Below are 21,746 nucleotides of genomic sequence, written 5' to 3' on the forward strand. Positions count from 1 at the left end.
GGGGCCCGGGCCGGGGACGTCAGGGGTGCAGCCCCTTGCCCTGCAGCCACGCCATCGGGTCGATCCCGGTGGCGGCGCCGCCGGGGTGGACCTCCAGATGCAGGTGCGGGCCGGTGACGTTGCCGGTGGCGCCGACGCGGCCGATGACCTCGCCCGTGCTCACCTTCTGCCCGACGCTGACGCTGATCGAGGACTGGTGGCAGAACCACAGCTCGGTGCCGTCGTCCAGGGTGAGAATCGTGCGGTAGCCGTAGGAGCCGGCCCAGCCGGCCTGGGTGATCGTGCCGCTGTGGACGGCCTTGATGAGCGTGCCGGTGGGCGCGGCGAAGTCGAGGCCGGTGTGATAGCCGGAGGACCACATCGAACCGGCCTGGCCGAAGGTCGAGGTGATCGTGTACGAGGAGGTCGGCAGCGTGAACTGCTTGGCCAGCTCGGCGAGCTTCTTCGCGGCGGCCTGCTGCTTGGCCTCCGCCTCCGCCTTCTCCTTGGCGTCGGCGGCCTTCTTCTCCGCCTTCTTCTCCGCCTCCTCGGCGGCGGAGGCGGCCTGCTTGGCGGCGGCGGCCTCGGCGGCCTTCGCGGCGGCGCTGTCCACCTGGTCCTGCTGGGCCTCGGCCTGCCGCATGATCCGGTCGCGCAGGGCCTCGCCCGCGTCCTTGGTGCCCGCGGCGGTGTCGGCGTTCGTCAGTCCGACGCCGGTGAACGGGGCGGCGACGGTCCGTGCGGGGGTGTCGGCCTTGTCGCCGGAGTCGTCACCGACGAGGGCCTTGGCCGACTCGGTGACCGAGGACAGGTCCGGCAGGGATATGGAGACCGGCGGCTTGGAGGTCTGCGCGGTGGCCATGCCGCCCGCGCCCACCGCGGCGATCACGCCGACGCCCAGAACGGTGGAGCTGCGCGCGAGTCCGCCCCCGCGCTGCTTGGTGACGCGGTGCCGGCCGCGGACGGGACGAACGGTCTCCGCGGTGGGATTCCACTCCTCCCAGGTGCCCTCCTCGGAACGGCGGTCGAGGTCGATGACCTCGGTGCCGGCAGGAGCGTACGAGGGGTTCTGGGCAGGCCGGTTGGACGCCACGTGGGCGCTCTCCTTTCCTTCCTCTCGCCTGCCGGGTTAGCTGACGGGTTCGGAGCAGGAAGGTCTCCTACGCGCGTGTGCCGGCCGTGTCTTCTCGGCGGCAGCCGCGCGATTCACCCCTGAGTGGTGGTTCCCCGGCTCCCTTGCGGGATTAGGCAGATGAGCACGGGGCCGCCTCCTGTGACGGCTGGGACGACCGTGCTGCGTTATCGAACGTTAATAGACCGGGGGCGCACATTCCAAGCCGTTCAGTGGCACGAGTTACACCTCTTGGCCAGGACTTTTGCGCCATGAGTCCCGCAAAACGGGCGAGTTGGCGGGGCCTTCCGAGGGCCTCGGGCCCGGACGGGCCCTGACGAGCCGTCGATAAACCTGCCGGGAGAACACGATCCGGTCACGGCGGGTGACGTACTGATCGCCGTCCGGGACACCGACGGGTACGGCCACCGCCCGAGACACCGGCGGTACGGCCACCGTCCTGGGCGCGGTCGGCACCGCCGCCCTCAGGAACGCGGCCGGTGCGGACGTCGTACCGCGAGCAGGGCCAGGTCGTCCGTCGCCCGGCCGCCGGTGTGCCGGGCCACCTCCTCGGCCAGGAAGCGCAGCAGCGCGTCCGGCCCGGAGAAGGTGCGGCCGGCGAGCCGGGCGGCGGGGTCGTAGAACTCGCCGTGCCGGTCCCGTGCCTCGGAGAGCCCGTCGGTGTGGAACAGCAGCGTGGCGCCGTGCGGCAGCGCGGCCTCCTCCGCGCGTTCGGGCCACCGGCCCAGCTCGCCCATCCCGAGCGGCAGTGCCGGCTCGCTCGGTTCGAGCACGCGCAGGCTGCCGTCCTCGTACAGGAGCAGCGGGGCGGGATGGCCGCGGTTGACGAGGCGGACGAGGGCGTTGCCGTGCGGGATCTCGGCGAGGACGGCGGTGGTGAACCCCTCGACCGAGTCCTGGTCGTGGCGTCGGCCGCCCTCGCGGGCGAGGGCGCGTTCGAGCCGCTGGGCGACCGCGCCGAGCGTGGCCTCCTGCTCGGCGGCCTCCCGGAAGGCGCCGATGACGACGGCGACGACGCTGACCGCGCTGATGCCCTTGCCGCGGACGTCCCCCAGGACCAGGCGCACGCCGTGCGGGGAGTCCTGCACGGCGTACAGGTCGCCGCCGATCGCGGCCCAGTCCTGAGCGGCCTCGTACCGTGCGGCGATGTCGAGACCCGCGACGCGTTCGGCCGGCTGCGGCATGACGGCCCGCTGTGCGGCCTCGGCGATGTGGCGGACGGAGGCCAGCCGGGCCCCGGCGCGTCCGGCGAGCACGTTGATCAGGACGGCGAGAGCGGCGACGGTGCCCACCGTCATCAGCTCGGTGGTGATGTCGATGTTGGACATGACGCCGAAGCCGGCGTGGATCGCGGCCACGGCGAGGACGGCGACCGCGGCCGTCAGGACGGTGCCGCGCAGCGAATAGAGGAACGAGGCGACCAGGGGGGCGGCGGTGAACAGGGGGGCGGCGGTGAAATCGGCCGGGGTGAGGCAGTCGTAGACGATCGCGGCGGCGAGCAGCAGCACCGGCAGGAAGGGCAGCGAGGCACGGACGCAGGTCGCGCCACGGCCGGCGCCCCCGGCGTTCCCGATGGTCACGACCGCCTCGTCCTCTGTGCGCTGCCCCACGCCACCAGGGTCCCTCGGGACGGGGCGGCGGGGCACCTCCGGTGACCCGGGCGGGTGGCGGGACCGGTAGACGGGGACCGCGGCGACGGGTGACCCGTACGACGGGGATCGCGGCGACGGGTGGCGGGGACGACAAAAACCCCGGGGGCGGAAGCCTTGCGGCCTCCGCCCCCGGGGACGTGGTAGCGGGGACAGGATTTGAACCTGCGACCTCTGGGTTATGAGCCCAGCGAGCTACCGAGCTGCTCCACCCCGCGTCGGTGAAACCAGTGTACGTCATCCCGGGGACCCCGCTCACCACCTTTACCTGGGCGGACGTATCCCTGGCGGGACGCCCGGCGGGAGATCGTTCAGCGGCCGGAGGAGCGGCGCCGCCAGGGGAGCGCGTCGCCGCATGCCGTGCGCTCCTCCTCGTTGCCCAGCGCCCCGGCGATCCGCGCGCAGATCTCCTCGAACTGCTCCACCTGCTCCGGCGTGAGCCGGTCGAACACGGCGGCGCGTACCGTCTCGACGTGCCCCGGGGCCGTACGCTCCAGCAGCCGCGCCCCCGCCTCGGTCAGCACCGCGATGCTGCCGCGCCCGTCACCCGGGCACGCCTCGCGCCGTACGGTGCCGTCCTTCTCCAGCCGGGCGACGGCGTAGGTCAGCCGGCTCCGGGTGACCTTCAGCGAGGCGGCGAGGTCGGTCATGCGCAGCCGCCGGTCGGGGGCCTCGGAGAGGTTGGCGAGCACGGAGTAGTAGAGGTGCGGCAGGCCCGCCTGCTGCTGGAGCTGCCGGTCGATCGCGTCCTCCAGGAGAGAGGAGGCGGCGAGGTAGGCGCGCCAGGCACGCTGTTCCTCGGAGGTGAGCCAGCGGGTCGTCATGACGGCAGTGTAGTTATTGTTCAAAAGTTGAACCATCTCGCACGGGAGCGCGCACATGCCCCACCCCCACGTCCTGCTGTCCGCCGCCGTCTCCCTGGACGGCTTCCTCGACGACACGGGCCCCGACCGCCTGCTGCTGTCCGGACCGGAGGACTTCGACCGGGTCGACCAGGTGCGGGCGGAGAGCGACGCCATCCTGATCGGCGCCGGCACCCTGCGCACCGACAACCCGCGGCTGCTGGTCAACTCCCCCGAGCGGCGCGCGAAGCGGGTCGCGGCCGGGCTGCCGGAGTACCCGCTGAAGGTGACGGTGAGCGCCTCCGGCGACCTCGACCCGGCCGCCCGGTTCTGGCACACCGGCGGCGCGAAGGCGGTCTACACGACCGAGGAGGCCGCGCCCCGGCTGCGCGCGGCGCTTCCCCCGGACGTCGACGTCGTCGCGCCGGGCGCGGAGCTGCGGTGGCGGGAGGTGCTCGCACATCTGGGCGAGGCGAAGGGCGTGCGGCGGCTGATGGTGGAGGGCGGCGGCCGGGTGCACACCGAACTGCTGCGGCAGGGGCTCGCCGACGAACTGCAGCTCGTGGTGGCCCCGCTGCTGGTGGGGGAGGCGGACGCGCCGCGCATGTTCGGGACGGCGGCCTACCCGCCGGGGCGGATGCGGCTCCTGGAGACGCGGGCCGTGGGGGACGTGGTGCTGATGCGGTACGTGCCGACGGCGCCCGGCACGGGAGAGCTCGCCACGGCGGCGGACCGGAGGTGGCTGGGGCTCGCCTGCGACCTGGCCGAGCGGTGCCCGCCCTCGGAGACCGCGTTCAGCGTGGGAGCGGTGGTGGTGGCCGCCGACGGTACGGAGCTGGCCCGGGGGTTCTCGCGCGAGGGCGGCGACCCGGCGGTGCACGCGGAGGAGGCCGCGCTCGCGAAGGTGGCGCCCGGGGACGCGCGCCTGGCGGGCGCCACGGTCTACAGCAGCCTGGAGCCGTGCGCCCGGCGTGCCTCGCGGCCGGTGCCGTGCGCGCGGCTGATCCTGGCGGCCGGGGCCCGGCGGGTGGTGACCGCCTGGCGGGAGCCGGACACGTTCGTGCCGGGGGCGGACGGGACGGGGGTGCTCACGGCGGGGGGCGCGCACGTCGTGCACCTGCCGGAGTACGCGCCGGCGGCCAGGCGCCCGAACGCGCATCTGCTCGGGCGGGACTGAACGGGCCGACCAACGGGCCCTCCGGCTCGCGGGCGCTCAACGCGGCGACGCACGGACACCAAAACCCACGGACCCACGGACCCACGGCCCCACTGACCCACTGACCCACTGACCCACGGACGCACGGACGCACGGACGCACGGTCACGAACCCACAGTCACGAACCACGGATCACGCTTGCTTGAACATTTAAGCAAGTATTAGAGTCGCCGATGTCCCGCCATGCTTCAAATCTGAAACAGTGCGTACGCACCCACGGGGCGGGACCCGAGCAGCAGCCGACGCGCGCACCCGCGCTCCGCAGAAGGGCGACAGCCATGCGTGACCTGCCCGCCGCACCCCAGCCCGCCGACCTCCCGGCCGCCGGCCCGATTCCCGAGGCCACCGTGCGCACCCGCGTGAGCGTCCCGCTGCGCTTCGGCGACTTCACCGTCACCGCCGACGTCGTGACCTTCCACGGCCTGGTCGACGGCCGCGAGCACCTGGCACTCGTCCTGGGCGACGGGGCCGACGGGACTGCCGGGCCGCCACTGGTACGGCTGCACTCCGAATGCCTGACCGGCGACGTCTTCGGCTCCGCCCGCTGCGACTGCGGCCCCCAGCTCCGCGAGGCGGTCGAGCGCATCGCGGAGCACGGCGGCGTCCTGCTCTACCTGCGCCAGGAGGGCCGCGGCATCGGCCTCTACAACAAGCTCGACGCGTACGCGCTCCAGGACGAGGGCCTGGACACCTACGCGGCGAACGCGGCGCTCGGCCTGCCGGAGGACGCCCGCGACTACACCGCCGCCGCCCAGATGCTGCGCGCCCTCGGCATCGGCACGCTGGACCTGCTCTCCAACAACCCGGACAAGGCCGAGCAGTTGACCGCGCTCGGCCTCACCGTCGGCGCCCGCGTCCCGACCGGCGTCTTCACCACCGCCCACAACGTGCGCTACCTGCACGCCAAGGCCGTCCAGACCCGGCACACCCTGCCGCTGGGGGAGCTGCGGGAGCGCCCGGCGGGCTGAGAGCGGGACGGGCGCATCTGACCCGTTGTCAGTACCTCCTGCAAGACTCCCTCACGTCCAGAGCCGTACCGGACGACGAGACACCGGAGGCAGACGATGACCGACGCACCCGTACCGTCCCCCGCCCCGCCGCCCCTGCCCCTCGGCGGGACGGGCGCCCGCAGACGCAAGGGCGAGCCGGTCTCCCTGGGCAGCATCCTCGTCGACCTGATCGCCGACGGGCGGCTGCCCCCGCCGCCCCTCGGTCACCTCCCGGCCGCCCGCCGCCCGCGCGATTCCGCGACGCGCAGGGCGTCGGCGAGGCACTCGGCGAGCCGGACGGCCGCGTAACGCACGGCGACGTGCGGTGAGACCGGGTCCTCCAGCACGCGCCGGGCCTCACCCAGCACGTCCAGGCCCTCGGCGAGCTGCAGCGCCTCGGTCTCGTCGGCCAGCCGCGAGACGTAGCCGGTCCCTTCCCCCTCGGCGTCGAGGAAGCAGGGCTTGCCCTCGGGCGAGGACCAGGGCAGGAGCCGGAGCGAGCGGAGCGAGTCCATCAGGCGGCCGCCCTCTGCGCGCCGACGACGTGCGCGTCGAGGTCGATCCCGAAATCGGCGGCGAGCACCAGGGCGACACGACGCCGTCGCTGCCGTGCGCGTTCTCGCTCGTCGGCCACCAGGTACGGCCGCACGAGCCGGGACTCCGTGGCGTCGAGCGGCGGGTGCGAGCAGTACGGGGAGCGCCGGACCGGAAGGTGGAGGCACAAGTGGGGCGGGCCGGGAGGCACGGGCAGCGGAGCCCCCGCACGGTGACTCCCGGTGCCCGGGCCGAACAGAAGGCCCAGCCATTGGGTGAGCCGCCGGATAAGGTCGTACATGTCGACGCTCCTTCGAAGCGTTGGCCGTGCCCCGGGAGGTCTTGTCCACCTCGCCGGGGTCTTCTTATGAGCACCATGCATCAGGGAGCACTAGGTAGCAATAGGAAGCATACGGTTGCACCCATACGTGGTGCGCCGCGCCGAGCCGCTTTAGCGTGCGGTCATGGCAGCTGAGCGTGAGTGGAAACCCGACCCGTCGAGCCACGTCTACGTGTACTTGCAGGTCGCGGACCACATCACCGAGCAGATCCGGACGGGACGACTGCCCGTCGGCGCGCGTCTGCCCGCCGAACGTGACATGGCCGAGGAGTACGGCGTGGCCGTCAACACCGTTCGTCGGGCCATCAGCCATCTCCGCGGTCAGGGGCTACTCCTCACCGTCCCGGTCAAGGGCACCTTCGTGCGCCCCGAGGAGGCCGACACCCCCTGAGAACACCGAAAGGGCCCCGGTCGACCGAAGCCGACCGAAGCCCTTCCCGCCGGTAGGCCCTGTGGGACTCGAACCCACAACCGGGTCTGTACGGTGAGTGGTGTAACGCCCGAGCTGGAAGCGACAGTTGATGACTGACGTGACGAGTGACACCGAGGCCGGGAAGGCCGCTGTGGGTGCGACGAGCGCTGTGGATGACGGGCTGGTCGCCGAGCTGCTAGCCCGGGCCCACGCGGGTGGAGTGGAGCTCACCGGGGAGGGTGGCCTGCTGCAGCAGCTGACCAAGCGGGTGCTGGAGTCCGCGCTGGAGGGCGAGCTCACTGATCATCTGGGGCACGAGCCCGGTGAGCGGGCCGAGGGTGGCAGGGAGAACTACCGCAACGGGCACCGGTCCAAGACGCTGATCACCGAGTCGGGGCCGGTCGAGATCGCGGTGCCGCGGGACCGGGCAGGGGCGTTCGAGCCGCAGCTGGTCAAGAAGCGTCAGCGGCGTCTGGGCGGGGTGGACGAGATGGTCCTGCCGCTGTCGGCGAAGGGACTGACGCACGGGGAGATCTCCGCGCATCTCGCCGAGGTGTACGGCGCGCAGGTCTCCAAGTCCACGATCTCCACGATCACCGACAGCGTGATGGCCGGCATGACGGAATGGCAGAACCGTCCGCTGGACAGCGTCTACCCGGTCGTCTTCATCGACTGTGTGAACGTGAAGGTCAGGAACGGGCAGGTCGCCGACCGGCCTGTCTACATGGCGGTGGCGGTCACCGCCGAGGGGCACCGGGACATCCTGGGCCTGTGGATCGGCGACGGTGGGGAGGGCGCGAAGTACTGGCTCCAGGTCCTGACCGAGATCAAGAACCGCGGCGCGGCCGATGTGCTGATGCTGGTCCGCGACGGCCTGACCGGACTGCCGGACGCCGTGAACACCGTCTGGCCTGCGACGATCGTCCAGACCTGCGTCGTTCACCTTCTGCGGAACAGCTTCCGTTACGCGGCGCGGCAGGACTGGGAGAAGATCGCGAAGGCGCTCAGGCCCTTCTACACGGCGCCGACCGAGGAGGCCGCGCTGGAGCGGTTCGTGGAGTTCACCGACGCCTGGGGCGGGAAGTATCCGGCGATCGTCCGGCTCTGGGAGGCGGCCTGGGCGGAGTTCGTGCCCTTCCTCCGGTTCGACATGGAGATCCGCAAGATCGTCTGCACCACCAACGCGATCGAGAGCATCAACGCGCGGATCCGCAAGGCCGTCCGGGCGCGAGGGCATTTCCCCACCGACCAGGCCGCCCTCAAATGCGTCTATCTGGCCGTCATGAGCCTGGACCCGACCGGCACCGGACGCAAACGCTGGACCATGCGCTGGAAGGCCGCGCTCCAAGCCTTCGACATCACCTTCGACGGCCGGCTCACCGCCGGACGCCGCTGAAGAGAACCGACCGAGTTCCACCGTTCGCTACACAGACCCGCGTTGGACAGGACAGCCTGCGTTAGTGGATGCCCCTGCGCGACAGAGGCGCTCAAGAACCAGGCAAGAGCGCCATGACCGTGGATTGAACAAGCTGGGCTGCAGCGAGGACCCCGGGGATGCCCCCGCATCGCTCGACGAGATTCTGGAGCATGTATCGCAGAGTGGCCGGATCACGTTCGGGTTCGTCCAGCCGTGGGGCGATCATGCCGAGGTCGCGCAGGGCAGCGTCCACCTCGGGGTACCGTCCACGCAGCTCTTCCAGGCGTCGCCTCAGGTCGTCGATGCTTTCGCGGGCCCTCTCGGCGGCTTCGTTAGTGATGTTGTTGGTCTGGGTTGCGTTCTGGGAGAACGGCGCTGCTTGGGCGGGGCCGCTCATGTGGCCGTTGTTGACAATGCCGAAGTTAGGGCCGTTCGGGATGGGATCGGGCTGCCGGCGGATGGGCATGCGGGGCTCCTGTCGGGCCTGTGGGTCAGTTGGTCGTGGAGGGGTTGGCCGAGAACGGTGCGGCCTGGACCGGGCCGCTCATCGTGCCGCCGTTCATGACGCCGAAGTTGTAGATCGCAGTGGACTGCTGGCGGTAGGCGGCAATGTCGACGTTGTGGTCTCGCAGAAAGACCTCGGTGGAGTCGAAGACCCGGCGTTGCATCATCTGCACGTAGTAACGGGCGTCGTCGTACATGTGCATGTCCTCCAGCCGTCGGACGCTGTAGACCTCGCGGAGGCTGACCGGCCCGCCGCCGGGGTCGAGTTCGGGGCGCGGACGGGCCTTGCGACGTATGAGCCGCTCCAGACCGACGTAGACGTCGACGAGTGCGTTGAATACGGCGCGGCCTAGCCACTTCGGCGTGCGTGGATCGACGGCCCCGAGACCGGCGACCTTCGGGTTGAGGGGGCCCATGATGTGCGGACGGACGGTGACGCGCAGGAAGCCACCCTGGTAGGCGAAGCGGACGAGTATGGCGGCGATCAAGTCGCCGTTCCAGGCGGTGATGCGCGCCCAGACGTAACGGCGAGCTATCTCCTCGACAGGCTTGGTTCCAGCGGTGTCCACGGCGAGGGTGTGCAGGCTGCGCCAGGTGTCCTCGTCGATCTGATCCCAGCGCTTGTAGTGAATGCCTGCGATCCCGACAACCTCCACGCGCAGTTTCGGATGATCACGGTGGTGGGAGGGAGCCGGGTCCTCCAAGCGGCGTGCGATATAGGCGTGCAGTTGAGCGGCGGTGAAGTGCTTCATCGGCTTGCGCGCAACCGGCTTGTTGTGTCTTGCCAGTGCGTCCAGGACTGCCTGGGCCACCTCGGCCATGTCGGGACGACCTGGGTTTTGTGCCGGTGAGCTGACGCCGAGAAGCAAGTCCGTGCTGTCGTCCTCGTCGTCCTGGCTCTCGGGTGCGGGCTCGACGTCGATGCCAATGACGGCTTCCTGCCATGCCTGAAGACCTGCTCCGATAAACCGGTGCCGGTCACCGTTGGGGCGACGTTCGTAGAAGTACGGCAGGGCATGGGCCTGTACCGCCGTCGGGGGCGCACGCAGTTCTCCGGCCAGTAGAGCATTGAGCTGTAGCTGTGCCAGGTAACGCTCCACCAGGTAGACGCCCCATATTCCCGTCAGCAGGACTACGGCTGCCCAGCCCACCGTGAGAGGGCCAGCTATGGCCTGCCAGGCAACGACCACGATCAAGGACACGATGGCCACTCGGCGTCTGCGCATTTGCTGAATCGCACGATCACACGCGTGCACCACCGGCTCCTGATGGAAGCCGTAGATCGGTACCGGCCGTGCCGGATTCTTGATTCGACGGCGGATCCAGAGGGCGTAGTCCTCGCCCAGCACAACCGCTGGGGGCGCAGGCTCCGCACCAACAGCCTTTTCTGCCTCCTTCGGAGGGAACAGCCATCGCATGCGCTTCTTCACCGCGGCCTTCAGGTGGTCCCACAGTTGCGCCAGCACTGCGCGAAACGTGGCCAGCCAGTCAGGGCGGACGAACGCGGCAGCACTCAGCTGGCGTGTGATGCTCTCGGTGTAGACCCCCTGCCCGATTACCTCCCGGGCATCACCCGCGCCCCCCACGGGCACCGCGGGGCCGGAGAACACCGACTGGTGCTCCGTGTACGACAAGCTGCCCCCCGTGTCTCTTGCTTCAACCACGACAGCAATTCGTGGCAGACACAAAGGGGCATCATCTTCGGACGGAAGGCGCGCCGCCACACCACAAACTGGCACAAGGCACACATCCAGGTGCCGCGATCAGGTAATGACCGAAAGCTGACCCCCGCGGCAGTCCAACCTTCGAAGTCACGGATCACATCGCGGGGCGCGAGAAGGCGCTGCGTGAAAGTCCCCGGCTCGACGGCAGTTGCAACCGTCTCGGGAGACTACCGCCAACCGTCAAGGGACAACTGCGAACCGCCCGTGAGGTACCGGCGGAGGGCGCTTGCCGTGGTATCGACAAAGGGCCTTGACCCGGATTCTTGGACACGGGCTATGCGGCTTGGGCCAGGGTCGTGGGCCTTGACCCGCGTCGGTGACGAGGGCGGTGCGCATATGGTCCGCGATCGCCCAGCCGGCCAGGCGCCGTGAGGCGAGGTCGATGACGGTGGCCAGGTAGAGGAAATCACCGGCCCGGCATCCCGTCAGGCGATACGCCGAACCTTGCGCGCGGCCCTTAGCTCCGCGATCGCCCAGCAGCTCATTACCTTCAACCCGGCGTCCCATGTCAAGTTGGAGTCCGGCAAGCGCCCGAAGCCACTTCTTTGGACCGATGAGCGAGTCCGACGCTGGCGCACAACGGGCGAGATCCCCGGCCCAGTGATGGTGTGGACCCCGCAGCAGTTCGGCGCCTTCCTCGACGCAGCCGAGAGTGACCGCCTGTACGCGATCTTCCACCTCATGGGTACCCGCGGCCTGCGTCGCGGCGAGGCGGTCGGCCAGGACTGGCACGAGATCGACCTCGACGCCGGCCTCATCACGCCCGCCAAGGAGATCGTGGTGGCCGGCTGGGACCCCTACGAATCCGAGCCCAGGACGGACGGCAGCACGAACACGATCGCGCTCGACAGCACCATCATCTCCGAACTGCGCAACCACAAAACCCGCCAGGAGAAGGAGCATGTGGAGTGGGACGAAGCCTGGCAGGACACCGGCAAGGTCGTCACGAAGGAAGACGGCTCGTGGCTCCGCCCTGGGACGGTCTCCGAGGCTTTCCGCCGCATCCTCGCCACCACTGACCCGCCGCCCATCACCCTGCGGGTCCTGCGCCACGTCGCTGCAACGCTCACGCACGGAGGCGGCGGCGACACCCGCGCCGTGAAGGAGACCTGCAGCACTCCACCATCACGCTGACCTCGGACACCTACACGAGCCTGCTCCCGGAGCTGGACCGTGAAATCGCAGAAAACGCGGCAGCCCTGATCCCGCGCAACCGCCACCCGAACACGAGGGGGTCTTCTGGACCGTCTGCTTCGCCGATCGGCGGAGGCAGCGCCACCGGCATCTAACGGCGAGGTTGTGGCTTGCGGAAGGAGTAGATCAGCCGGGCGGTTAGCTCTTCGGCCAGCTCTCGGCCCCGGTTAGCAATCGCGGCAGCGGTGACGGCCTCCGCAGGTTCCACTTCGATGGGACCATCGGTCACACGAAGCGCAGCAGAGGTGGGATTGACCTCGCTCAAACGCTCGACGGTGACCATCCTGGACTTCTCAATGGCGGCCGCAGGAGCGTAAGACGGTGCCCTAGGTGCGTCGATTGCCTCCAAGAGCGCTAGTAGAGCCGTGATGCGTTCACGAGTGTGACCCTCGTCCAGCACGTAAGTAATGCCCGGATGCGGGAGTGGTTCCCAGACACTGCGCTGTCCGGATCGTGTAATGGCAAGCCCAACCGAACGTCCACGCGGGTCGGCCACACTCACCACCGTCATCTCAGCTGAGTCATGAGCTTCTACACGTTCGAGGTTCGTGAAGAACCCCGTCGAACGGCCGAGGTCAACCAGCTCAGCAGCAAGTTGCCTCATACGCACCGCAGGAACCCTACTGATTGCAGGTACCGGTACTAGGTGAAGCTCAAGCAAGGAAGGCCCACTGGTGAATGTACTCATGGGAACAAGATCCTTGTGCCAGACCACCTCGGCTGGCTGATCAAGGTGCTGCCAGGTCAGCTCGTCGCTGGCCTGCCTCTCGGTGCCGGGTGACTGCAGGTCAGATGCAACGGGCGCTGGTGTGAGCTGGGCAACGACTTCCGCCAGAAACAGCGCGGCGTGCTCTGCAGCCAATTCCTGTGTGCCAGCGCCATCGGTGTTCTGCTTGGTTCCGTCCGCTCGGTCGCTGATCCCTCGAATCATCAGATGGGGTACCGACTGGGCCTTGTGGGCTGCGCTGGCGAAGCCGGCACCTTCCATCTCCACCGCGACAGCACCGTTGTAGTTCCGGTCAAGGAATACCCGCAGCGGCGACTCCTGGGGAGCGTTGAGTACGACGTCACCCGCCACGATGGGCTTGAAGTGCACAGCGGTCGAAGCCCGGGCGCCTTCAGGAAGCTTCTCCTTCCAGGCGGCGACGTTAGCTACATACTGTGCTACCTGCTGCAAGGCGTACGTAGCTTCCCAACTGCGCGAACGCGCCTTGAATCCCTCCGGATCCTCCTTTCCTCCGTGATACGCGTGCACTTCGGTCGCGACCACGACGTCTCCCGGAGAGATGTCCGCCTTGAGCGCTCCGGCGATGCCGGTGAACAGAACCGCTCGCGGTTTGACGAAGCTGACGGCTCGCTCCGTGATCACTGCAGCGGAATCGTTACCAGGACCTGTGGCCGTCAAGTAGATGGTGAACGATGTGCCCGCGAGGATCCCGCACTCGAAGATGGTCCCGGCATGATCAACGCGCGTCGGGCGTTCGAGCAGGCGGCGCACAGCTTGGTACTCCAGCGGCAGCGCTGTCAGTACTACAACCCTGCCTGATGCCTCGTCCATCCCAGCCCCCTTGCCCAGCGTCGTCCTGCAGTGCAGCCTCGCTACGGAGTGCAATCCCCGGCGTTCATACCGTAGATCCCACAGACGCACATGAATGGGTGAACGTCGGCGTGTCGTGAAATGAGGGGGCGGCCATACCTAGCAACGGTGAAACGATCGAGAGCACCGTACTCCTAGCCGAGTACGCCCAGATCAAGGACGAGCAGCGAGCACGCATCGGCTTCCGCGACAACCTGCTGTACGTGACCCTCGCAGCGGTAACGGCCATCACTGCCATCGCCTTACAAACCAAGCACCCACAACTGATGTTGGCCCTGCCAGTCGTTTGTGTCGTACTCGGCTGGACCTACCTGGTCAACGACGAGAAGATATCCGCCATCGGGCGATACATCCGCACAGAGCTCGCATCTCGACTGCCCAGCGATACGAACACAGGACACCGGGCCTTTGGCTGGGAGACCTTCCATCGCAGCGATGCCAAACGGGGCTCGCGCAAGGTCACGCAGACGATTGTCGATCTGACAACCTTCCTCATCACCCCGCTCACCGCACTCATAGTCTTCTGGTGCTACGGACCAGGGAACGCTCTGCTGATCACCACATCAATCGTCGAAGCTGCTGGGCTGGCTGGCCTCGGTGTCCAGATCCTTCGATACGCCGAGAGGTGATCGGTCCATCGAGCTGGGTCTGCGAACCGCTGGTTCGACGCTGGTCGAACAGGCGCTCACGCATCGCTCACGCAGAACCCCGGGAACGTCACAGCGTCCGAGTCGACCGAAGCCGACCCGGACGCTGCGTAGCAGGTCAGAAGGGGTTTCCCTCCCCCTGCGCCCGTAGGCCCTGTGGGACTCGAACCCACAACCAATGGATTAAAAGTCCACTGCTCTGCCAATTGAGCTAAGGGCCCTGGCGGTGCCACATGATGTTGCCTCCCCGAGCATAGCCCGACGCGGGCGGGTCGCCGATCGGGTATCGGTGACCCGGCCGTGTCGGCGGGGTCAGGTTCCGGCCTTCTCCCGGGGGAGGTTGCGCGCGTGACGGGGGTTCAGGAACCAGTGACGGGCCGAGGCGAACCACCACACCGCCGCGAAGCCCAGGACGACGAGGACGGCGACCGGGGCGTAGTTGAAGGTCTCCCATGTCACCGGTGACACCTGCGGCAGCATGAACAGCACGGTGATGAACAGGACCCAGGTCACCGACACCACCCCGATCACCCGCGACCACCGGCCCAGGTGCCAGGGCCCGCGCCGGAAGGCGTCGCCCTTGACCACCCGCAGCAGCGTCGGGATGACGTAGGCGATGTAGAGGCCGATCACCGCGATCGACGTCACCGCCGCGTACGCCGTCACGTTGATCAGGTACGGCAGCCCCAGGACGAGCGCGCCCAGCGTGGCCAGCCACACCGCCGCCACCGGGGTGCGGGTGCGCGGGCTCACGGTGTGCCAGACGCGGGAGTACGGCAGCGCGCCGTCGCGCGAGAAGGCGTAGATCATGCGGCTGTTCGCGGTCACCGAGGCCATCCCGCAGAACAGCTGTGCGCCGATCACCACGAGCAGCAGCAGCTTCCCGGTGGTGGCGCCCAGCGCGTCGAGAAGGATCTGCGCCGGGGGCGCGCCCGTGGGCGAGCCGAGCGCGCCGTCGTAGGACTGGATCGCGAACGTGAAGCCGAGGAGCAGCACGAACCCGGCGATCCAGGAGGTCCAGATGGAGCGGACGATGCCCTTCGGGCCGGCCGTGGACGCGTCGTGCGTCTCCTCGGTCATGTGGGCGGAGGCGTCGTACCCGGTGAAGGTGTACTGCGCCATCAGCAGTCCCAGCAGCACCACGTAGACCCCGCTGCCCCAGCCGGTGTTGTTGACGAACTCCCCGAACACGAACGAGGCGGACCGGTGGTGGTCGGGCACGAAGGCGAGTGCGCCGACGATCAGCGCGACGCCCAGGACGTGCCACCACACGCTGACGCTGTTGAGGAGGGCGACGATCCGGACGCCGAAGGTGTTCAGCAGGCCGTGCAGCAGCAGGATCGCGGCGAAGAGCAGGATCGTCCGCCCCGGCGTCACCTCGAAGTCGAACTGCAGGTTGAGGTAGGCGCCGAGGAAGGAGGCCGCCCCGAAGTCGATGCCGGCGGTCACGGCGACCTGGCCGAGGACGTTGAACCAGCCGGTGAACCACGCCCACGCGGCGGCCGAGCGGGGCGGGGCCAGCCGATGGGCCCAGAAGTACAGTCCCGCCGAGGTGGGGTACGCCGAGCAGATCTCGGCCATCGAGAGCCCCACGAACAGCGTCATCAGGCCGACGCCGACCCAGCCCCAGGTGATCACGGCGGGGCCGCCGGTGTTCATCCCGAACAGGTACAGCGTCAGGCAGCCGGAGAGGACGGAGATGATGGTGAAGGAGACCGCGTAGTTGGAGAAGGCGGACATGCGGCGGGCGAGGACCTGCGTGTAGCCGAGTTCGGCGAGCCGCTCCTCGTCCGAGGAGCGGTCGGGGGCCCGGGTCGCGTCGTCGAGCGCGTCATCTGTCATGTCCCCAGCGATTCCCACCCGGCCGACGTGACAAGCGTCACACCACCACCCTGCCGCACAAAAGGCCGCGGCCCCCACCCGAGTCGGGAGGGGGCCGCGGCCCTGCTTCATGCGCCGGCGTCAGCTGCCGCGCTTCCAGCGGGGCTTGTCGTCACGGCGGAAGGAGGAGGAGGACCCGCCACCGCGGTGCTCGTCACGGCGCCCGTAGGAACCGGTGGTGGAGCCACGGTGGTCGTCGCGGCGGCCGGAGGGGCGGTCGTGCGCACCGGCGCGGAAGCCGGGGCGGTCGCCCTGACGGTCACGGTTGAACGGGCGGTCGCTGCCGCGGTGGCCACCGCGGTCGTCGCGGCGGTCGTCACGGCGGAAACCGCCACGGTCGTCACGGCGGTCGTCGCGACGGAAGCCGCCACGGTCGTCACGACGCTCGAAGGAACGACCACCGCGGTCGTCACGGCGGTCATCACGACGGTCGTCACGACGGAAGCCACCACGGTCGTCACGGCGGTCGTCGCGACGGAAGCCGCCACGGTCGTCACGACGCTCGAAGGAACGACCACCGCGGTCGTCACGGCGGTCATCACGACGGTCGTCACGGCGGAAGCCACCGCGGTCGTCACGACGCTCGAAGGAACGACCACCGCGGTCGTCACGGCGGTCATCACGACGGTCGTCACGACGGAAGCCACCACGGTCGTCACGACGCTCGTAGCGCTCGGCACCCCGCTCGCGGCCGTTCGCCTGCTCCGGCAGCGACACGGGAGCCGCCTCCGCACTCCGCTCGGCGGTCTCGGCGGCGGCCTCGGCCGTCCCGCCCTCGGCCTCACGGGTCGCGGCCAGGGCCGCCTCCGGGTCCTCGCCGCGCTCGCGCGCGGCCCGGGCCACCAGACGGTCGGCCTCCTCGCGCAGCTCGCCGGCACGGCGCGTGGCGCGCTCCAGCTGCTTCGTCAGGTAGGCGACCTCGCGCTCGGCCTGCTGCGCGGCGTTGCCCGCCGACTCGGCCTGCACCTCGGTCATCGACCGGGCGCCGGTGATCTCGGCGACCTCCGGGTCGAACGCGCCGGCGCTCTGGATGACGTGGCGCGAGGCGTCGACGCCCGCGTCCTCCATCAGCCGGAAGATCTGCCGGCGCTGGTGCGGCAGGGACAGCGAGACCACGGTGCCGGTACGCCCGGCACGCGCGGTGCGGCCGGCCCGGTGCAGGTAGTCCTTGTGGTCGCCCGCCGGGTCGACGTTGAGCACCAGGTCGATGCCGTCCACGTGGATGCCGCGCGCGGCGACGTCCGTGGCGACGAGGACGTTGACGTACCCGTCCTTGAAGTCGGCCAGCGTCCGGGTGCGGGCGCCCTGGGTCATGCCGCCGTGCAGCGCGTCCGCCTTGGCGCCGGCGTCGCGGAGCTGCTCGGCGACGCGGTCGGCGCCGAGCTGGGTGCGCACGAAGATGATGGTGCGGCCCTTGCGGGAGGCGATCGCGGCGGTGACCGGCGCCTTGTCCTTGGGCTTCACGATCAGGATGTGGTGCGACATGGTGGTGACGGCGCCCTGGGCGGCGTCGACCTCGTGGTGGACCGGGTTGTTCAGGTACCGGTCGACGAGGGTCTTGATCTCGTTCTCCATGGTGGCGGAGAAGAGCATCCGCTGGCCGCCGGCCGGGATCTGGTCGAGCAGCTCGGTGACCTCGGGCAGGAAGCCCAGGTCGGACATCTGGTCGGCCTCGTCGAGCACGGCGATCTGCACGTTCTCGAGCGAGCAGGCGCCGCGGTTGATGAGGTCCCGCAGTCGGCCCGGGGTGGCGACGAGCACGTCGACACCGCGCTCCAGGGCGTAGATCTGGTTGCCCATGGAGGTGCCGCCGCAGACGACCTTCATCTTCAGGCCGAGGACGTCGCCGTAGGGCTGGAGCGCGTCGGCTACCTGCATGGCGAGTTCACGCGTCGGCGTCATGATGACGGCGCGCGGCTTGTGCTTCTCGGTGCGGGCGCCGGCCAGCGTGGCCAGGGCGGGCAGACCGAAGGAGAGAGTCTTGCCGGAGCCGGTGCGGCCGCGGCCGAGGATGTCCTTGCCGGCCAGGGCGTCCGGGATGGTCGCGGCCTGGATCGGGAACGGGGCGGTCACACCGTTCTGCGCGAGCTTGCGGACGATGCCCTCGGGCAGTCCGAGGTCGGCGAAGGTGAGCTGGGGGGCGTCGGTCTCGGCCGCGCCCTCGGTCGACTCGACGGCCTCGGGGCCTTCGGGCAGGACGACGTGGTCGGTACTGGCGACAGACATGCGAATGGAGAGCCTTCCGGAGTTGTACGGCAGCACGCGCCCCAACTCCGTGAAAGTCACAATCGACCGCCTCGATGCGGTCCGGCCACGGTAAGGGAGAGTACGCGCCACACGCGGCGCGTCTTTTCTTGGCGCCGGGCAAATGGGATCAAACGATCTACCACCATACGCACCAAGGCCCTCGGGGTGCAAACCCACGGGTCAGAGCCTTGCGGAGGCGACGGGACGCGCCCGGAAGCACCCGCGCGTGGGTGCGAGGGTCAGCCGAGCCCCACCCGCCCGTGGATTCATCGTCACTCGTCCTCCGCCGTGACCCACCCGGTCCCCGGCTCCGGCACGGGCGCCGCCGCCACCGGCCCCCGCTCCACCATCTGCGCGCGCTGCTCGTGCGCCGAGGCGGAGGGCTCCGCCGTGTCCGGGGGCGGCTCGGAGGCGGGCGGCGGCGTCGGGTCGGGCTCCGGCGGGGTGAAGGGAGCGCTCGGCGCCCCCGTGGGCCCGGCCGGATCACCCCCGCCACCCGCCTGGCCGCCCCCGCTGTGCCCGCCGGTGTCGCCCGGCTCGCCCCCGCCGCCCTTGCCCGAGGTCGCCGTCGACGGCTCGGCGCGCGGGGTCTTCGAAACGGTCGGCGCCGCTTTCCCGTGCTTCGACTCGCCCGGCCGCGGGGACCGGCCCTTCCGGTCGCGCCGGCCGCCGGCCGCGCCGTCGGCACCGACTCCCGCCACGTCCTCGCCCCGCACCACCGTCCCGTGCGGACCGGTCGAGCGCCCCGGGCCGGGGCGCCCGGCATCCTGGCCCACGCTCACGCATCCCGTGGCGGCCGCCACGGTCAGGACGGCGGCGGCCAGTCGGAACGGAACGTCACTGGGGCGCACGGGCAGCCACCTCCGGGGGCGGGCGAAGCGGGTCCCCCTGCCCAACTCCCCCGCCCCGCGCGAGGACACGCCCCACCGCGGCCGGACCGGCCGGCGCCGCCACACCGTGCGGCCGAGCGGCCGTGCCCGACAATGGTCGGTGTGCTGCAGATGACGCGCGAGGAATTCGAAGAGCTCGTGAGCGAGGCCCTGGACCGGATCCCGCCGGAACTGACGCGGGTCATGGACAACGTGGCCGTCTTCGTCGAGGACGAGCCACCCGCCGACGACCCCGAACTGCTCGGCCTGTACGAGGGAACACCGCTCACCGAGCGCGGCGAGTGGTACGCCGGGGTCCTCCCCGACCGCATCAGCGTCTACATGGGCCCGACGCTGCGCCACTGCGGCTCGCCGGAGGAGGTCGTGCACGAGGTCTCCGTGACGGTCGTGCACGAGGTCGCCCACCACTTCGGCATCGAGGACGCCCGGCTGCACGAGCTGGGCTGGGGCTGAGCCCGCCGCGCCCTTCACGACTCGTCCGGTCTCCTCCCCGCATCCGGCATATTCGTCCCCTCACATGGGCATACGGGACCAATGGCCCGCCGCGTCCCCGCCGCAGTCCTGCACGCACTCGCCCGACTCCGAAGGGCCGCGAACCGCGAGCGCGCACCCGCGCGCACCCCCGCACCTCGCACATCCGCACGCCCCCTCTCCCTCGCCTCCCGCCCCAACCCCTGGCTCCAGGCGCTCGCCCTGGCCGCCGTCGTGCTCCTCGGCGCCTGGCTGGGCCTCCTCGTCGTCGGCAACGTGCGCGCGCCCGTGGGCCCCATGAACACCACGATGGCCCTGCGCCCCTCCCTCACCGGCGGCACGAAGATCAACGTCTCCCCGCTCGGCGCGCTGGAGCTGAGCACGCACTCGGCCCCCGTCCGCCTCGACGTCAACGTCGACCAGCTGGACGCGGCCCGCGCCCAGGCCCTCGTGGACCATCCCGAGCGGCTCTCCGGCCTCCAGGAGGAGGTGGCCCAGGACGTCGCCGACGACACGCTGGACCTCGCCGTGCGCTCCTGCGTGGCCGTCGTCTCCGGCGCCACCGCGCTCGGTCTCGTCGTCTACCGCCGCCCGCGCCGCGCCCTGGCGGCCGGCGGCCTCGCCCTCGCGCTCCTCGCCGCCTGCGGCACGAGCGCCTACGCGACGTGGAACCCCAAGGCGGTCCTGGAGCCGAAGTTCTCCGGCCTGCTGTCCTCCGCCCCCTCGCTCGTCGGCAGCGCGCGCAGCATCGTCACGGAGTTCGACGTCTACCAGCAGGAGCTGGCCCGCCTCGTGACGAACGTGACCAAGCTGTACGACGTCACGTCCACGCTCCCCGCGTACCGGCCGGACCCCAGCACGATCCGGGTGCTGCACGTCTCGGACATCCACCTCAACCCGGCGAGCTGGAAGATCATCGCCTCGCTGGTGAAGCAGTACGACATCAACGTGATCGTCGACTCCGGCGACACGATGGACCACGGCACGGCGGCCGAGAACGGCTTCCTCGACCCGGTGGCCGACCTGGGCGCGCCGTACGTGTGGGTGCGGGGCAACCACGACTCGGCGACCACCCAGGACTACCTGGGAAAGATGAAGAACGTGCGCGTCCTGGACGACGGCAGGGCGGTCACCGTCGCGGGACTGCGGTTCGCGGGGATCGGCGACCCGCAGTACACCCCCGACCGCACGGCGGAGCGCGGCGACCGGGCGGAGGAGCTGGCGGGCGCCCGCCTCGCCTCCTCCCTGCGCGACCAGCGGAACGCCGGCACACCGGTCGACGTGGCCCTCGTGCACGAACCCTCGGCGGCGCGGGAGACGGACGGGGAGGTGCCGCTGGTCCTCTCGGGTCATCTGCACCACGAGGGCACGGAGGTCATGAAGTACGGCACACGGCTGCGCATCGAGGGCTCCACGGGCGGCAGCGGGCTGCGCGCGGTCGAGGGGAAGCACCCCGACCCGATCGAGGCGTCGGTGCTCTACTTCGACCGGGACAGCCGGCGGCTCCAGGCCTGGGACGCGATCAAGCTGGGCGGTCTGGGCCGGACGACCGCCGAGGTCGCCCGCCATCTGGTGGACGAGAACCAGCCCGGCGCCACCCCGTCCCCGTCCTCCTCGGAGTCCTCGGGGTCCTCGGGGTCCTCGGGGTCCTCGGAGTCCCCGTCCCCGACGTCGTCCTCCGGTTCACCCACCCCGGCGAAGTCCGCCACCCGATCCCCGCGCCCCTCCCCATGACGTCCCGCCACGCTCCGCCGGGTGCCCTCCTCGGCCCCTGCGCCCCCTCCCGCACCCGCCCCCGTAAACCGTTTTGGCGATACCTCCCGCCATCCCATATGCTTCTCACGTCCCCGAGGCGCCGAGAAGCGCCCAGGCGGGCCGATAGCCCTCATCGTCTAGCGGCCTAGGACGCCGCCCTTTCAAGGCGGTAGCACGGGTTCGAATCCCGTTGGGGGCACGCAGTACCGTGTGCGACACTGTCGCTCGTTGGTTCGCACACAACAGCAAGGTCCTGTGGAGCAGTTTGGAGTGCTCGCCACCCTGTCAAGGTGGAGGCCGCGGGTTCAAATCCCGTCAGGACCGCT

The 21,746-nt window shown here is 70.1% G+C and carries 18 protein-coding genes, 4 tRNA genes, 1 pseudogene and 1 riboswitch; of the genes and pseudogenes, 10 read left to right on the forward strand and 13 right to left on the reverse strand.

The features are described 5' to 3' along the window. Positions 1-19 precede the first annotated feature (19 nt). The 4 genes from OHB09_RS15425 to OHB09_RS15440 all read right to left on the reverse strand — a co-directional run bounded on the left by OHB09_RS15425 (position 20) and on the right by OHB09_RS15440 (position 3,584). A complete protein-coding gene (locus tag OHB09_RS15425) occupies positions 20-1,072 on the reverse strand; it encodes a M23 family metallopeptidase (protein ID WP_328922115.1) in 1,053 nt (350 codons plus the stop codon). 10 nt (positions 1,073-1,082) lie between these two features. Further along, a riboswitch (cyclic di-AMP (ydaO/yuaA leader) is annotated at positions 1,083-1,240 on the reverse strand. A 335-nt stretch (positions 1,241-1,575) separates the two neighbouring features. Beyond that, a complete protein-coding gene (locus tag OHB09_RS15430) occupies positions 1,576-2,721 on the reverse strand; it encodes a PP2C family protein-serine/threonine phosphatase (protein WP_093590908.1) in 1,146 nt (381 codons plus the stop codon). A gap of 180 nt (positions 2,722-2,901) precedes the next feature. Continuing rightward, positions 2,902-2,978: transfer RNA gene (locus OHB09_RS15435), tRNA-Met, on the reverse strand. A gap of 93 nt (positions 2,979-3,071) precedes the next feature. Continuing rightward, a complete protein-coding gene (locus OHB09_RS15440; protein WP_006141465.1) occupies positions 3,072-3,584 on the reverse strand; it encodes a MarR family winged helix-turn-helix transcriptional regulator in 513 nt (170 codons plus the stop codon). Positions 3,585-3,639: 55 nt separating this feature from the next. On the opposite strand from OHB09_RS15440, the gene OHB09_RS15445 reads away from it, so the two are divergent. Both OHB09_RS15445 and OHB09_RS15450 read left to right on the forward strand, forming a co-directional pair. Then, positions 3,640-4,779: a dihydrofolate reductase family protein gene (locus tag OHB09_RS15445; RefSeq protein WP_328922116.1), complete on the forward strand. Its 1,140-nt coding sequence runs from the start codon at positions 3,640-3,642 to the stop codon at positions 4,777-4,779. A gap of 317 nt (positions 4,780-5,096) precedes the next feature. Then, positions 5,097-5,786 carry a GTP cyclohydrolase II gene (locus OHB09_RS15450; protein WP_191890483.1) on the forward strand — a complete coding sequence of 230 codons (690 nt, stop codon included), beginning with the start codon at positions 5,097-5,099 and terminating at the stop codon, positions 5,784-5,786. 245 nt (positions 5,787-6,031) lie between these two features. On the opposite strand, the gene OHB09_RS15455 is transcribed toward OHB09_RS15450, so the two are convergent. Next, positions 6,032-6,322 carry a hypothetical protein gene (locus tag OHB09_RS15455; protein WP_093590914.1) on the reverse strand — a complete coding sequence of 97 codons (291 nt, stop codon included), beginning with the start codon at positions 6,320-6,322 and terminating at the stop codon, positions 6,032-6,034. Continuing rightward, positions 6,322-6,642 (reverse strand): hypothetical protein, encoded by a 321-nt coding sequence (locus OHB09_RS15460; protein WP_040895938.1) that lies wholly within the window; start codon positions 6,640-6,642, stop codon positions 6,322-6,324. The genes OHB09_RS15455 and OHB09_RS15460 overlap by 1 nt, the downstream gene beginning before the upstream one ends. A 163-nt stretch (positions 6,643-6,805) precedes the next feature. Here OHB09_RS15460 and OHB09_RS15465 point away from each other — a divergent pair, with 163 nt between their 5' ends. Together OHB09_RS15465 and OHB09_RS15470 are read left to right on the forward strand one after the other, a co-directional pair. Further along, positions 6,806-7,072, forward strand: a complete 267-nt coding sequence (locus tag OHB09_RS15465) for a winged helix-turn-helix domain-containing protein (RefSeq protein ID WP_191853879.1) — start codon at positions 6,806-6,808, stop codon at positions 7,070-7,072. Between the two features lie 130 nt (positions 7,073-7,202). Then, entirely contained in the window at positions 7,203-8,489 is a 1,287-nt protein-coding gene (locus OHB09_RS15470) for an IS256 family transposase (RefSeq protein ID WP_191853880.1), read from the forward strand. Positions 8,490-8,580: 91 nt separating this feature from the next. On the opposite strand, the gene OHB09_RS15475 is transcribed toward OHB09_RS15470, so the two are convergent. Next, a complete protein-coding gene (locus OHB09_RS15475; protein ID WP_191853881.1) occupies positions 8,581-8,976 on the reverse strand; it encodes a hypothetical protein in 396 nt (131 codons plus the stop codon). A gap of 25 nt (positions 8,977-9,001) precedes the next feature. Then, positions 9,002-10,648, reverse strand: coding sequence for a hypothetical protein (locus OHB09_RS15480; RefSeq protein WP_252306963.1), 1,647 nt, complete (start codon positions 10,646-10,648; stop codon positions 9,002-9,004). Positions 10,649-11,140: 492 nt separating this feature from the next. Here OHB09_RS15480 and OHB09_RS15485 point away from each other — a divergent pair. Next, positions 11,141-12,027: pseudogene (locus tag OHB09_RS15485) on the forward strand (site-specific integrase); the annotation flags it as partial. On the opposite strand, the gene OHB09_RS15490 reads toward OHB09_RS15485, so the two are convergent. Further along, a complete protein-coding gene (locus OHB09_RS15490) occupies positions 12,024-13,490 on the reverse strand; it encodes a 5'-methylthioadenosine/S-adenosylhomocysteine nucleosidase family protein (RefSeq protein WP_191853883.1) in 1,467 nt (488 codons plus the stop codon). The pseudogene OHB09_RS15485 and the gene OHB09_RS15490 sit on opposite strands and share 4 nt — an antisense overlap. A gap of 242 nt (positions 13,491-13,732) precedes the next feature. Between OHB09_RS15490 and OHB09_RS15495 the strand changes: the two genes are divergently transcribed. After that, positions 13,733-14,158: a hypothetical protein gene (locus OHB09_RS15495; RefSeq protein WP_309486422.1), complete on the forward strand. Its 426-nt coding sequence runs from the start codon at positions 13,733-13,735 to the stop codon at positions 14,156-14,158. A 166-nt stretch (positions 14,159-14,324) separates the two neighbouring features. Here the strand turns inward: OHB09_RS15495 and OHB09_RS15500 are convergent. The 4 genes from OHB09_RS15500 to OHB09_RS15515 form a co-directional block, all read right to left on the reverse strand. Next, a tRNA-Lys gene (locus tag OHB09_RS15500) sits at positions 14,325-14,397 on the reverse strand. A gap of 91 nt (positions 14,398-14,488) precedes the next feature. After that, positions 14,489-16,018 carry an amino acid permease gene (locus OHB09_RS15505; RefSeq protein ID WP_328729062.1) on the reverse strand — a complete coding sequence of 510 codons (1,530 nt, stop codon included), beginning with the start codon at positions 16,016-16,018 and terminating at the stop codon, positions 14,489-14,491. A gap of 120 nt (positions 16,019-16,138) precedes the next feature. Continuing rightward, entirely contained in the window at positions 16,139-18,283 is a 2,145-nt protein-coding gene (locus OHB09_RS15510; RefSeq protein ID WP_328922117.1) for a DEAD/DEAH box helicase, read from the reverse strand. Positions 18,284-18,576: 293 nt separating this feature from the next. Beyond that, positions 18,577-19,155: a hypothetical protein gene (locus OHB09_RS15515; protein ID WP_050811239.1), complete on the reverse strand. Its 579-nt coding sequence runs from the start codon at positions 19,153-19,155 to the stop codon at positions 18,577-18,579. A 141-nt stretch (positions 19,156-19,296) separates the two neighbouring features. On the opposite strand from OHB09_RS15515, the gene OHB09_RS15520 reads away from it, so the two are divergent. From OHB09_RS15520 to OHB09_RS15535, 4 genes are all read left to right on the forward strand, one after another. Beyond that, positions 19,297-19,647, forward strand: a complete 351-nt coding sequence (locus OHB09_RS15520) for a metallopeptidase family protein (protein WP_040895987.1) — start codon at positions 19,297-19,299, stop codon at positions 19,645-19,647. A gap of 81 nt (positions 19,648-19,728) precedes the next feature. Then, positions 19,729-21,399 carry a metallophosphoesterase family protein gene (locus OHB09_RS15525; RefSeq protein ID WP_328922118.1) on the forward strand — a complete coding sequence of 557 codons (1,671 nt, stop codon included), beginning with the start codon at positions 19,729-19,731 and terminating at the stop codon, positions 21,397-21,399. A gap of 147 nt (positions 21,400-21,546) precedes the next feature. Beyond that, positions 21,547-21,619 (forward strand) — tRNA-Glu (locus tag OHB09_RS15530). 50 nt (positions 21,620-21,669) lie between these two features. Continuing rightward, positions 21,670-21,744 (forward strand) — tRNA-Asp (locus OHB09_RS15535). Positions 21,745-21,746 lie beyond the last annotated feature (2 nt).

Source organism: Streptomyces griseoaurantiacus, assembly GCF_036189845.1.
In the GTDB taxonomy this organism is placed as follows: domain Bacteria; phylum Actinomycetota; class Actinomycetes; order Streptomycetales; family Streptomycetaceae; genus Streptomyces; species Streptomyces griseoaurantiacus.

What these genes read in the sequence shown, in the direction of transcription:
- OHB09_RS15440 (WP_006141465.1), bottom strand. Translation starts at nt 3,584, where the DNA reads ATGACGACCCGCTGGCTCACCTCCGAGGAACAGCGTGCCTGGCGCGCC.
- OHB09_RS15445 (WP_328922116.1), top strand. Translation starts at nt 3,640, where the DNA reads ATGCCCCACCCCCACGTCCTGCTGTCCGCCGCCGTCTCCCTGGACGGC.
- OHB09_RS15450 (WP_191890483.1), top strand. Translation starts at nt 5,097, where the DNA reads ATGCGTGACCTGCCCGCCGCACCCCAGCCCGCCGACCTCCCGGCCGCC.
- OHB09_RS15455 (WP_093590914.1), bottom strand. Translation starts at nt 6,322, where the DNA reads ATGGACTCGCTCCGCTCGCTCCGGCTCCTGCCCTGGTCCTCGCCCGAG.
- OHB09_RS15460 (WP_040895938.1), bottom strand. Translation starts at nt 6,642, where the DNA reads ATGTACGACCTTATCCGGCGGCTCACCCAATGGCTGGGCCTTCTGTTC.
- OHB09_RS15465 (WP_191853879.1), top strand. Translation starts at nt 6,806, where the DNA reads ATGGCAGCTGAGCGTGAGTGGAAACCCGACCCGTCGAGCCACGTCTAC.
- OHB09_RS15470 (WP_191853880.1), top strand. Translation starts at nt 7,203, where the DNA reads ATGACTGACGTGACGAGTGACACCGAGGCCGGGAAGGCCGCTGTGGGT.
- OHB09_RS15475 (WP_191853881.1), bottom strand. Translation starts at nt 8,976, where the DNA reads ATGCCCATCCGCCGGCAGCCCGATCCCATCCCGAACGGCCCTAACTTC.
- OHB09_RS15490 (WP_191853883.1), bottom strand. Translation starts at nt 13,490, where the DNA reads ATGGACGAGGCATCAGGCAGGGTTGTAGTACTGACAGCGCTGCCGCTG.
- OHB09_RS15505 (WP_328729062.1), bottom strand. Translation starts at nt 16,018, where the DNA reads ATGACAGATGACGCGCTCGACGACGCGACCCGGGCCCCCGACCGCTCC.
- OHB09_RS15510 (WP_328922117.1), bottom strand. Translation starts at nt 18,283, where the DNA reads ATGTCTGTCGCCAGTACCGACCACGTCGTCCTGCCCGAAGGCCCCGAG.
- OHB09_RS15525 (WP_328922118.1), top strand. Translation starts at nt 19,729, where the DNA reads ATGGCCCGCCGCGTCCCCGCCGCAGTCCTGCACGCACTCGCCCGACTC.